This window comes from Chitinophaga sp., assembly GCF_036566945.1.
GTDB lineage: Bacteria > Bacteroidota > Bacteroidia > Chitinophagales > Chitinophagaceae > Chitinophaga.
Map to the genome: position 1 here is coordinate 1 of NZ_DATCVJ010000495.1, position 12,044 is coordinate 12,044.

Annotated in this window: 11 protein-coding genes; 5 read left to right on the plus strand and 6 right to left on the minus strand. The window is 43.7% G+C overall.

Going from position 1 to position 12,044, the window contains the following annotated elements; all coding sequences use genetic code 11:
- From VIP81_RS15115 to VIP81_RS15125, 3 genes are all read left to right on the plus strand, one after another.
- Positions 1-1,870 (plus strand): TonB-dependent receptor domain-containing protein (locus VIP81_RS15115; protein ID WP_331962250.1); only part of this gene is annotated, 1,870 nt, incomplete at its 5' end.
- Between the two features lie 27 nt (positions 1,871-1,897).
- Positions 1,898-3,352 carry a SusD/RagB family nutrient-binding outer membrane lipoprotein gene (locus tag VIP81_RS15120; protein ID WP_331962253.1) on the plus strand — a complete coding sequence of 485 codons (1,455 nt, stop codon included), beginning with the start codon at positions 1,898-1,900 and terminating at the stop codon, positions 3,350-3,352.
- Between the two features lie 64 nt (positions 3,353-3,416).
- Positions 3,417-4,064 (plus strand): immunoglobulin-like domain-containing protein, encoded by a 648-nt coding sequence (locus VIP81_RS15125; RefSeq protein ID WP_331962256.1) that lies wholly within the window; start codon positions 3,417-3,419, stop codon positions 4,062-4,064.
- A 170-nt stretch (positions 4,065-4,234) separates the two neighbouring features.
- Here the strand turns inward: VIP81_RS15125 and VIP81_RS15130 are convergent, their stop codons facing one another.
- Positions 4,235-4,426 carry a cold-shock protein gene (locus tag VIP81_RS15130; protein WP_133809298.1) on the minus strand — a complete coding sequence of 64 codons (192 nt, stop codon included), beginning with the start codon at positions 4,424-4,426 and terminating at the stop codon, positions 4,235-4,237.
- Between the two features lie 476 nt (positions 4,427-4,902).
- Between VIP81_RS15130 and VIP81_RS15135 the strand changes: the two genes are divergently transcribed.
- Entirely contained in the window at positions 4,903-5,634 is a 732-nt protein-coding gene (locus VIP81_RS15135; RefSeq protein ID WP_331962261.1) for a hypothetical protein, read from the plus strand.
- Positions 5,635-5,730: 96 nt separating this feature from the next.
- The gene (locus VIP81_RS15140; protein WP_331962263.1) at positions 5,731-6,885 is read left to right on the plus strand and encodes a TlpA disulfide reductase family protein; all 1,155 of its coding nucleotides are present in this window, start codon (positions 5,731-5,733) and stop codon (positions 6,883-6,885) included.
- Positions 6,886-6,915: 30 nt separating this feature from the next.
- Here VIP81_RS15140 and VIP81_RS15145 read toward each other — a convergent pair whose 3' ends face one another.
- The 5 genes from VIP81_RS15145 to VIP81_RS15165 all read right to left on the minus strand — a co-directional run.
- On the minus strand, positions 6,916-9,234 hold the full coding sequence (locus VIP81_RS15145) for an ABC transporter permease (RefSeq protein ID WP_331962265.1): 2,319 nt from the start codon (positions 9,232-9,234) through the stop codon (positions 6,916-6,918).
- 312 nt (positions 9,235-9,546) lie between these two features.
- Positions 9,547-9,675: a hypothetical protein gene (locus VIP81_RS15150; protein WP_331962268.1), complete on the minus strand. Its 129-nt coding sequence runs from the start codon at positions 9,673-9,675 to the stop codon at positions 9,547-9,549.
- A 10-nt stretch (positions 9,676-9,685) separates the two neighbouring features.
- On the minus strand, positions 9,686-10,117 hold the full coding sequence (locus tag VIP81_RS15155; RefSeq protein WP_331962271.1) for an SRPBCC family protein: 432 nt from the start codon (positions 10,115-10,117) through the stop codon (positions 9,686-9,688).
- A 140-nt stretch (positions 10,118-10,257) separates the two neighbouring features.
- Positions 10,258-11,031, minus strand: a complete 774-nt coding sequence (locus VIP81_RS15160) for a patatin-like phospholipase family protein (RefSeq protein WP_331962274.1) — start codon at positions 11,029-11,031, stop codon at positions 10,258-10,260.
- A gap of 40 nt (positions 11,032-11,071) precedes the next feature.
- Positions 11,072-12,044: hypothetical protein (locus VIP81_RS15165; RefSeq protein WP_331962276.1), on the minus strand; the 973-nt coding region annotated here is incomplete at its 5' end.

A 12,044-nucleotide genomic window follows, 5' to 3' on the forward strand; every position in this document is an offset into this window, starting at 1 on the left:
CTACTATGGCGCCTATACGAAGAATCCTTATTTTCTGTTGCAGAACTATAAAAATAACAACTCCGTAGAACGCGTAAACGGAACCATTTCATTGAGCTACAAACCAATTACCGGTCTTGATATTACAGAACGTATTGGTGCGGATGTCTACAGCGACCGCCGGTATGAAAAAGGCGCCAAATATCATTTTGCTCCGGTGGATCCGTTTTATGAGGGTAGTGACTGGGTAGATAATGGTAAATATTCACAGGATGTTACCAACTACAGCCAGATCAACCATGACCTGATCATCACCTACACCAAGGCGCTGACCAAAGATCTGAATATGAAATTGCTGGGTGGTAATAACGTGCGCATGACGACCAGCAACAATCTATTTGCAGCGACCAATACTTCCGGTGGTTTAATTGTACCTGATTTCTATAATCTGGATAATTCCAATGGTCCGATCAATTCCACCAATACACTTACACAAAGGAGGTTATATGGTTTCTATGGAGAAGCAGATTTCGATTATAAGAATATGCTGTTCCTGGGAGGAACCATCCGTAATGATATTTCCTCTACCCTGCCTACCAATAACAACTCTTACGTATACCCCAGTGTAAACGCTGCGTTTGTATTTTCAGAGTTGTATAAGGATAAGGCATTCGCGGATATCATCAGCTTTGGTAAAGTGAGGATCAGTTATGCGAAGGTAGGTGCAGATGCGCCTGCTTACCGGTTACAAACCACTTATACTAAAACAATTATCAACGGAGATTTCGGAGAGATCTTATTTCCTATTACGAGCAACAACGCTACGATTCCTGGCTTTGCCCGCCGTACACTCATCGGGAATCCAGACCTGAAACCGGAATTTACCTCTTCCTTTGAAGTAGGTACAGAGTTGTCGTTCTTAAAGAACATGATCAACCTGGATGTGACTTACTATAGTACCAAGTCTACCAACCAGATTGTAGACGTTCCTATCCCTAATAGTTCCGGGTTCAATAACATTACCCTGAATGTGGGAGAAATGACCAACAAAGGTCTGGAAATTGGTTTAAAGGCCACACCTGTTAATACCTCTTATGGATTGCGGGTAGACCTCTTTGCTACTTATAGTAAACTAACGAACAAAGTAGTTGACATCAATGATAAACTGGACCAGGTAGCCATTAGTGCCGGCATCAGCGGTACCACCGCGATGGCGCAGGTAGCTGCTAAGGGAAGACCTTATGGTACCTTCTATGGCACGGGGCTGGCGATCGATTCTGCCAGCGGCAAAGTGATTATAGATAAAGAGACGGGATTACCACTTAATAATGCGACCCGTTATTATGGTACGTATTTACCGGATTATATGGCTTCTTTTGGCGGTAGTGTTTCCTACAAAGGATTTATGCTGCGATTCCTGTTTGATACCAAGCAGGGAGGTCAGTTCTACTCCAATACCAAGAGCCTGATTGACTTTGGTGGCTATGCACTGGAAACAGCTGCTAACGGCAGACAGGATTATGTATTCCCGAACTCCGTATATGATGATGGTACCGGTAAAATAGTACCCAATACTTCTATCAAATTTCACCCGTATAACTACTGGACCAATGTGGTTCCGGCAGGAGAAAATCTGATAGATGCCAGCTACGTGAAACTCCGCGAAGCGTCCATTGGGTACACTTTCAGCCAGTCGATGTTAAGGCATACACCATTTACCAAACTAAATGTGTTGTTATATGGTAACAACCTGTTTCTGTGGGTACCGAGTTCCAACAAATTTGCGGATCCGGAAATCAACTCCCAGGGCGCCAGCAACGTACAGGGTTATGAGTTTTTATCCAATCCTTCGCTCAGGAACATGGGTATTAAAGTGGACGTTACCTTCTAATTTCAACCGGGCCTAAAAACAAAATTGATGAAAACGAATATATTAACACTACTTTATCTGACAACCCTCCTACTCTTTTCAGCAGGGTGCAAAAAGTTCCTGGATGTGAACAAAGATCCCAACAATGCGGTAGATGTGACGGTAGACGTACTACTCCCATCTGCGCAATCGGGACTTACTTTTGCGGTTGGCAATACACTGACCATTAATGGTGGCGTTTGGGGACAATACTGGACACAGAGCCCGAACTCTTCTCAATATAAAACCCTGGACCAATATGCTCCGGCTGAAGGTGATTTTGGTAATGTATGGTCTGCTATTGAAATAGATGGACTTGAAAATCTCCAGAAGGTGATTGATAAGGGCAATGCCACCAATCAGAAACAATATGTGGCCATTGCCATGTTGCTGAAAGCATACTCTTTCCAGTTAAGCACCGATTTATGGGGAGATGTACCTTTCAGTGAAGCTTTACAGGGAGATGCTACTGAACGGATCCTGAATCCGAAATATGAATCACAAAGTGATATTTATAACGGATTGGTAAAAATGGTGGAAGATGCCACCAACCTTATCAGCAATACAGATGTGGCACCTGGTGCTGATGATCTTATTTACCAGGGGGACATGGACAAATGGCTGCGCTTCGCCAATACCCTCAAACTAAAAATTGGATTACGTTTGGCGAAAAAAGATGCCGCAAGGGCCGCAACTATTGTGAGGTCACTGCAGGGAGCGGAGTTTATCCACCCCGGAGAATCAGCTCTTCAAAACTTTAATTCCACCGGTGGTCAGCAGAATCCATTGTATGGCGCTTCTGCCGGTCCGGTACTGAATACCACCCAAAACCTGGTGGCCAGTTCTACTGCTGTTAACTTTTTCAGTGGCAATAGTGATCCAAGGCTGGATGTGTTTTATGATGCGGTAGGAAGTGGTGTTGTGGGTATTCCACAGGGCAGCTTCAATGCCCCTCCCACCACTGTTGTTTCTCCTCCATCTGCGCTTACCGGCGCTAATGCAAAAGATCCGAATTCGGCATTAGCTCCCGTGAAACTAATGACAGATTATGAAGCCGATTTCCTGCAGGCAGAAGCCATCGTGAGAGGCTGGCTGACAGGAGATGCAGCTGCATTATATGAACAAGGCATCACCGATAATTTTGCCGCTTATGAAGTAGATGGCGCGGCAGATTATATCGCACAACCGGCAATCGCATTTCCGACCGGTGGTACTACCGAAGAAAAGGTAAAAGCTATTATTACACAAAAATGGGCAGCGATGTGTGGTAACCAAACGATAGAAGCCTGGACAGAATGGAGAAGAACCGGATATCCTTCCTTCTTCACGCTTTCAAAAGCTTCTATTATCGGTGCCGGCAGATATCCGGGTATATTCCTGTATCCTACTTCTGAACTGGCCAGGAATCCGAATGCTCCCAAAACAAATCATTTCGTATATGATAAAGTATGGTGGGCCAATTAAAGAGCAGGCTGTTGGTGATTATACCAAAGGCTGCTCAATATTTTTTAACTATTAATTGATTTGCATGAAAGCGTTATATATCTTTTTGGCAGGCGCCATGCTGCTCTCCGCCTGTTCAAAGAATTCGGAAGACGTGTACACGAAAATGGTGACACCCACTTTTCCTACGATCACACTAAAAGGAGATCCGGTGGTGACGTTAAGTGTAGGTGGCACCTATACGGATGCCGGCGCCACGGGGTACGACAGTATTACGAAGGTTTCTACGGAGCTTACGCCTCTCTCCAATAATGTAGACCCGGCCAATGCAGGCTTTTATGTAGTCAGCTTTCTCACGAAGAATGTATATGGTTACAGAACCAGTGCCGACAGACTGGTGCTGGTAACCACTATTTCTCCCAGTGATGATATCAGCGGATCTTACAAGCGCGTTGGAAATAATGAAATAGTACACGTGGTAAAAGCGGGTACAGGGTTATATACCATCGACAATGTTGGCGGGGTGGCAGGTGCACCGGCCCCTTTTGTTTTTCCGTATTACATCGGATTTCCAGATGAGAATACCTTTGAAGGGCCCTCACAAAATACTCCACTTGGCGGCTTGTCATTGTCCAATACTTCCATCACACGTTCCGGTGCTAATATAACATTGAAGTATGTGGTGATTAACCCCAACTTCGGTACGGCGGTACGAACTTTCGAAAGACAATAATCATCATCACATCGCATAAAAAAAGAAGAGGCTGTATCTTTTGATATAGCCTCTTCTCATTTCAGGTATATTGAAGATAAATAACCGCTCCCAGTGTGCTTTTTCAAAAAAAAGCAAAAAAAAAGTATGCTTTTCAGCATACTTTTTTTCAATGAGTAAGATATATAAAATTAGATAACTTTTACGTTAACTGCATTTAATCCTTTTTTACCATTTTCTACATCATACGTTACACTGTCATTTTCACGCAGCTCACCAGTGATACCGGATATGTGAACGAAGATGTCTGGACCACCATTAGATGGAGTGATGAAACCAAATCCTTTGGATTCATTGAAAAATTTAACTGTACCTTGTTGCATTATATTTTATTTATTAATTACCCCCAAGGTACACTTATATAGTTGAAACACCTAAAGAGTTTTAAATAACGAAGCATTTTTTTTATACTGCTCTACCCGCTTGGGAGCTTTTAAATAATGGGATATCAGCCCGACACTTCTCCCTAAACATATACTGACAGTACGTTTAAGACTATTATTTTCGGATAAAATCAAACAAAGCCGTTTTACATCATTTATTCAGCATAGATAGTTAATAATCAGTTAGTTACTTAAGTAAAAACGATTTTGATTATTCATATTGTTTATTTATTATATAATTATAATAAATATAAATCCAGCTACTCAAAAACATAGCAAATCAGGTCATTTTCGCTTGATTTGCCAGTTGCCTCAGCAAAGCAATTAGTGCTCTTTTCGCGAAAAAACGAGCTCAACATCCATTTTTATTGTATCTATGTCTTGTAGACTTCATTCATCGTTAAACCAGATTAAACATGTATCCTGGGAGCATTCTCTTATTTATTGGCGGCGCCGCCTTACTGATCCTGCTAGTAGCACTCCTTCTGTCTATTATTGTTTTCAGTACCAAAAGTGTAGCCGTGGAAGTCATCGCCTGGATACTGGGCGGATTATGGCTGCTGTTAGATCAGGCCATTGTGTACAGCGGTATGTTCGACAATGAAGGCATCTCCAATTACTTCTTTTACCCCGTCCTCCTTATTTTCTTCCTGCTACTGCAATACCGGTCTAATGCAGCGCAGGGAAATAACCTCCGGATGCTTTACATCGCTAAAACAGTGCTGGTAGTGCTGTTCCTGGGAACCGTAAACGCGCAGATCATTAACCAGCTGGGGCAAAATGGCCTCTTAAATTATGAGGAAGCATCGGCCAGATGGATCCTGCCGGCAGCAGGAATGCTGATTTCTGTCTCCCTGATCACCTATATCACTTTCCTATACTTACAGCGGATCCATGCAGCCGCTAATAAAAACGATATTTTCAAGAGTGCCATTATATTTACGGCGGCATCTTATTTCTTCGCCGACATTTTAGGGCATCTCCTCTTTTTTATTCAATATCATAAACTCCTCGCAGAAGTACCCGGATTTACCTTCTTTACACCACAACAACTCGCCACACAAATGGCTTACTTTATCGTAGAAACATTATTGACTGCTACTATCGCTGCCTATATCTATAAATCGAAACAGGAAGCCACCGCATAACAAGACAGGTTAAATACAGCTTTAACAAAAAATTGCACGGCCACTATTTACATCCAAACAACGAATCTATTACTTTCGGTGCCACAATGAAAAAATATGCCGAATATCCTATTTAAATGCCTGTTCGCACTCACGTTTCTAAGACCATCCCCATCTGTAGCGGAAGACAAACGCTTCACCGTTAAAATCATTATTCCTGCCGGCGTTAATGAGAAAAATATTGTCATCTGGTATGATGATGGGAAAGATGAACGTATCTACGTATCGCCACACTTTGTAAATCATGAAATGACCATGTCCGGTAGTTACATCTCCCGGTATGCGACTGTTACCATTACACGGAAGGAAGATGAAAAATTCAGTGGTGGCACATATTGGGTAAACCAGTCACCTGCTCTCATCAATTTTTACAGGGCTCCAAAAAGTCCACGTTTAGTGAATGCCATTGATGTAAAAAAGACGGTAGGCGACAAGCTCCAATCATTTATTGCCAACGTTGAGAAGGAAAGGGACGACTACTGGAATACCCATTCTACCGCTATTATGGACTTAAACAGTCGGGAGCGGAAAATATTCTTTGATAAACGAAAAGCAGTAGAAGACAAGAAAATTCAGTTCCTCCTTAATAATAAATCACAATACTTTTCCTTCTGGCTATTCCGTACCGACATGGTGTACATGGCGGGTGGCGGCCCTTATGGATATCCGCGTATAACGGGCGCCCAGCTCAGAGAACTATTCTATTCCACGTTCCCTGACAGCTTAACAAATTCCGCAGAAGGGGCCACCACATTAGCTACGATCGCAACCTTCGAAGTACAGAAAAATACGATGGCGCCGGATTTCACCACCACCGACATCTATCAGCATCCAATAGCTCTGCGCGATTATCGTAATAAGTATGTGCTGCTGAACTTCTGGGCATCCTGGTGTGTACCTTGTGTAGCAGAACTGCCGGCCATAAAAAAAATCAGGGACACTTACAATACTGACCAACTGGAGATTATCGGGAGTACGGTCCACGATGACTCTACGGCCTTTCTTAATGCAGTAGCGAAATATAAAATCACCTGGACAAAAATTTTCAACGATAAGGCCTTACAAAAAGCGTACGTCAAATCAGGTGTTCCCTTATTATTACTCATTGATAAATCCGGCAAAATCATTTATGACCGGGAGGAAGAGCTTCCCACAGGAATTGATAGCTTACCACTGCTGCAACGGCTGCTGAAAGAGCGACTCAAGGGATAGATCCAATCATCAACGATGACGAAAAATACTTCAGTCGCCCTTTAAATATCTTATTGGATTTGCCAGGGCCGCTTTAATCGCCTGAAAGCTCACGGTTAATATCGTTATCGCGGTAATGATCCCTGCTGTGATCAGGAAAACATCCGGCCCTATATGAATACGATATGCGAAAGATCCCAACCAATGATTCATACCCCACCATACAAGCAGGAACGCAATGCCCACTGCCAGCAATATCAGTTTAAAAAATTCGGTAGACAATAACAATACAAGGTTACCCACCGATGCACCGATCACTTTCCGGATACTGATTTCTTTCTGTCGCCGTTGAGCTGTGAAAGCAGCCAGCCCAAATAAACCAAGACAGGAAATAATAATCGCCAACCCGGCAAAGTAGCGCGATAAAGCGCCCACTCTCATTTCCGACGCATACATTACCTGGTAATCTTCATCCAGAAAACGGTATTCGAAGGCCATGCCGGGATTAAATTGCTGATACGCTTTACGGATGCCGGCAATCGCTTCCTGTTCCCTGTTACCATCTATCTTCACCAGTATATTGGGCGTTACAGGATATACCTGGAAGAAACAAGGCTTCACCGATTGATATAAAGATTCAAAATTGAAATCCGCCGCTACCCCTACTATTTGCCTTTCTTCTCCCCAGAATTTAATGGTTTTACCTACGGGATCTTTTAACCCCATATGTTTGATCGCCGTTTCATTAAAGATGATTTCTTTACGCGCATTTTCATTGGCAGAGAAATTTCTTCCGTCTTTAATGCCGATGCCGGCGGTTTCCAGGAAGTTATCCCCTACTTCCAGATTTGAAAAATCAATATTGTTATGCGGATCTTTTCCGGGCCATTGAAAATCAGAAATATTGCCATGCGCACCCATCAGGTTGTGATAATAGCTGGAAGCATTCAATACGCCGGGCACTGCTTTCAGTTCATTCACAAAAGAAACGGCATGACTTATTTTAGCCGGATCGTTTTCAAATGGAATTTCAAAATGAAGGGTATGTGCCCTGCTATAGCCCAGGTTCCTGGATTGTATAAAACTTAGTTGCTTGTAAATAATTAATACCGCCGCAATGAATACTACCGACAACGTAAACTGAAACACCACCAAACCCCTACGTACCAATACTTCGCTGAAGGAGGTATTGAGCTTTCCTTTCAATATGGCTACCGGGTTAAATCCGGAAAGATACAAGGCGGGATAGCTACCCGCGATGATACCAGTGAGCAACGTAACGCCTGCAATGGTGAGGAGTAATGCTACACTGAAATGCAGACTTATTTGTTTGCCTGCAATTTCATTAAATACCGGTAATAAAAAGATGATCAAAATGATGGCGAGTATCAGCGATAAAAAAGTCATTAACATAGACTCTACTATGTACTGCGCGATCAGGGTTCCACGGCTCGCGCCCATCACTTTTTTAACACCTATTTCTTTCATGCGCCGCCCGGCTTTCGCGGTAGACAAATTCATGAAATTAATACAGGCAATTAATAGTATCAGCATCGCGATGGCAGAGAACATTTTCACATAGGTAATTCTGCCGCCGGCTTGTACACCATTTTCATATCTACCATACAGGTACTGATCGGAAAACCGCACCAGGAAAAGCTGGATGCCTGCCTCTTTATCTTTCTTCAACACAAAATCCCGGATCTTATTATTCAGCTGACTTATATCTGTATGCGCTTTTACGATCACAAAAGTGCTGGGATCATCATTTCCCCATTTCATTAATCCCGGTCTTTTTTCCAGCACCAGGTCGTAGTTAAACATCAGGTCGAACTGTTCTGTGGCGGAAGGCGGATTATCTTTGAATATGCCTGAAATAGTGAATAAGCCTCCAAACTCCTGCTCATCCCATTTCAATGTTTTACCCACTACGGCAGTCGTAGTCTTAAACATTTTCCTGGCCAATGTTTCAGAAATGATCACATTGGATTTCTCACGGAGCACCTGGCTTTTATCTCCTGCTATCAGCTGCGTGGTGAATACATCGAAATAATCTTTTCCTACATACTGTCCTCCTGCTTTCATACGGGTATCGCCGATGGTAATGATCCCTTTGAAAGGAAACCAGGAAGCAGGAAGTACAGATACCGCATGTTCTACTTCGGGTATTTCTTCTTTCAATGCCTTCGCCAGCATTCCAGGGGTATTGCTCATCGTATTAATACCTCCATTACTTTTAATGTTGGCCATTACCTGGTATAGCTGCGCATCTTTTTCATTGTACTTATCTACCTGGCGTTCATCGCTGATCCATAACCATAACAATAAAGAGCAGGCCAGGCCGGTAGATAAACCCAACAAATTCAGCAAAGTAAACTGACGATCTTTTAAAAGATTTCGCCAAATGACACGGATATTATTTTTAAACATTTTACTACTATTAAAAAGAATAAAATGAAAATAGGTGTGAAAGAAATTCATCTTCCACAAATACAATACCCGATGATGGCTGGTTGGAAATCAGTATTTTATAAGACAGGAACTTGGCTGGCTGTCCGATTTCGACACAGGAGAGCGTCCGTTTCCGGTCATTGTATAGGTGTAGAGGAATGCCGGTTTTAGAAAAACAGCTACATTCATCATAGATGAATGCGGCTGTTTTTCTATATATATTGAGGATGATTATTTAGCCAGGAAGGGGTTTATCAAATGGGCTAACTTATCGGTTTCGGTCATCAGGCTCACGTGAGTGGCGCGGGGTATGATCGCCAGTTGTATTACCAGCGAGAGTGTTACAATAAGCGTTTTCATGGCAGCTACCTTAGTCTGTAATCGATTCTGTATACTTTTTGAAACTGTCCATGATGGCTTGCCATCCGCTCTGTTGCATTTCAACAGGGTTTTCACTTTCTGCCTCGAAAGTTTCTGTTACTTTGGTGGTGTTGCCTTCTCCTTCGAAAATAATGTTCACGGTTCTTCCATCACCGAGTGTATAGGCGATCAGTTCATGGTCTTTTACTTCGTCGTACACGCCGGCGAAGTCGAAGCCCCAGCTACCATCTTTTGCTTCCATGCGGGACATAAATTTTCCACCGGTACGGGGATCGTTTTCAGCTTTAGGGGTATGCCAGTCGTCAGAAGCGGCGTTCCATTTAACGATATGTACCGGGTTGGTCCAGGCATCCCAAACTTTTGCTACAGGTGCATTTACAATGGCGGATACGGTGATCATGTTTTTTGCTACGGTGCTCATTTTTTCAGGATTTAAAAGTGATTGTCGTTGTTGATGCAAACATACCCTGACTATTTAACTCCGATGATGGTTAAATGCGACAAAATAGTGTACACTTTGCGACAAATCAGGGTTCTCATATGGGGAATTGAATTTTTTGTTTACATCGCCGGTTCCTGCTGCAATAAATTTCGCGTGTAGTCGAGACCGGTAGTATAGATGGCTTCCAGCCGGTTAAACTCAAACATGCCATACTGGCCCAGTTCTGTAGGTTCAATAAAATGGCGGCACAGCAATTTATTTTTCAGCACTGGTTCACGAATAGCGAGGTGCAGGGTTCTTTCCAGATTGGCGAGGAAGCCGCTGGACGGATTATAGGCTGTCAGCGGATTTACGTGTACGCCAATAATATCGCGGTATTGCGCCATCAGGGGCTCTATGGGCAGATTACCGGACAGGCCGCCATCTACATACTGCGCGCCTGCAATTTCCACGGGTGGAAACAGCAGTGGTACCGAAGATGCGGCCAGGATTGCCGGGATCAGGTCACCTTCGCTGAAAATGGTTTGGTCGCCGGTAACAAAATTGGTGGCCGTAATGTATAAGGGAATGTGGAGTGATCCGAAGGTTTTATTTCGCAAGGTTAGCTTCAGTACTTCTTCTACTTTTTTGAGAGACAGGAAACCGGCGCGCCAGTTCCGCCACTGCATAGATAGCCCGAGCTTATGTTTTTGGAATATTTCTCTCACCTCATCGGTGCTGTAGCCATCGCAGATAAAGGCGGCGGCAATAGATCCTGCGCTGGTAGCGGAAATTGCTTCCGGAAAAATGTGATGCTCTGCAAATGCTTTTAACACGCCCAGGTGGGCATATCCCCGGGCGCCACCTCCTGATAAAACAAAAGGACGCCGGATATTGGTTGTTGGGTTATTCATCCTACTAATTTAAAAAACCATCGGAAACGCCAGGGAATTTTTATTTTTTCCGGATGGTAATATACACGGGGCTTTCGCCTACAGTGACGCGGAACCCCCGGTCACCGGCCTTTTCCCAGGCAACTGCCGGTGCGGGTGCATCTGCAGTAGCCATGGCCGTTATACTCAACGGTTGTCCGGGCATCTTATCCAGTGTGGTGGTTGTGGTATGTGGCTGGTAGCTGTCTTTATACTGCGTAGTGGCGCCAGTAGGCGACCAGGCCACCCATATGAGCGATTGCGGGTCCGAGCTATGTTCAAATTCAAATACGTACAACTCTCCTTCTTTCTTTTGTACAATGCGGCGGAAACGATAATCGCCGAGCGTATGGTACAATTGTTTTACGGCCCAGAAAGATTGTTTCGGATTAAAATTTCGCGTGAGGCCGGAGGCGGCATGAAAGGACGCTTCATCTTCATCATTATAAAAATAAAGGTAGGCGCGTTGTACATCGCGGGCAGCAAATACCAGGAAGGAACGCACCAGGTATTGCGCCTGCTGTAAATCGCTGGCGCCCTGCCAGTCGAGCTTCAGTGCCCAGTCTTTCCGTTTTTTCATGGCGGCGGCAGTACAGGCGTCATATCCAAATTCGGTTATCCACACTTCTTTGCCGGGTGCATGCTGATTACGCCACGTAATCGCTTCGTCTATTACTTTCAGGTATTGCAGAGACTTATCTTCCGGAAAACTTCGCTGCCAGGAATTATTGTTGGTGAACGTTTTTTCCATGGTAGCATAGGTATGTAAATTGATGATGTCATACAGGGGCAGTATGTCTTTGTCTCCATAAAAATTATTTAAACCCTGTGAATAATTATCTCCTTTACCGGCTACTACTGCGGGTGTTGCAATTTTAAGTGTAGGGTCGCCGTCACGGATACCTGTAGCCATTTTTGTAAACAGTGTTTTGAATAGCTGAGGGTCAAACCGGTTACCGGGTTCGTTATCTATTTCGAAAGAAGTACTTAATTTC

Bases quoted from the DNA above. Each gene is read 5' to 3' on its own strand.
- VIP81_RS15130 (WP_133809298.1), bottom strand. From the start codon at position 4,426: ATGCAACAAGGTACAGTTAAATTTTTCAATGAATCCAAAGGATTTGGT.
- VIP81_RS15150 (WP_331962268.1), bottom strand. From the start codon at position 9,675: ATGAAAACGCTTATTGTAACACTCTCGCTGGTAATACAACTGGCGATC.
- VIP81_RS15155 (WP_331962271.1), bottom strand. From the start codon at position 10,117: ATGAGCACCGTAGCAAAAAACATGATCACCGTATCCGCCATTGTAAAT.
- VIP81_RS15125 (WP_331962256.1), top strand. From the start codon at position 3,417: ATGAAAGCGTTATATATCTTTTTGGCAGGCGCCATGCTGCTCTCCGCC.
- VIP81_RS15135 (WP_331962261.1), top strand. From the start codon at position 4,903: ATGTATCCTGGGAGCATTCTCTTATTTATTGGCGGCGCCGCCTTACTG.
- VIP81_RS15120 (WP_331962253.1), top strand. From the start codon at position 1,898: ATGAAAACGAATATATTAACACTACTTTATCTGACAACCCTCCTACTC.
- VIP81_RS15160 (WP_331962274.1), bottom strand. From the start codon at position 11,031: ATGAATAACCCAACAACCAATATCCGGCGTCCTTTTGTTTTATCAGGA.
- VIP81_RS15140 (WP_331962263.1), top strand. From the start codon at position 5,731: ATGCCGAATATCCTATTTAAATGCCTGTTCGCACTCACGTTTCTAAGA.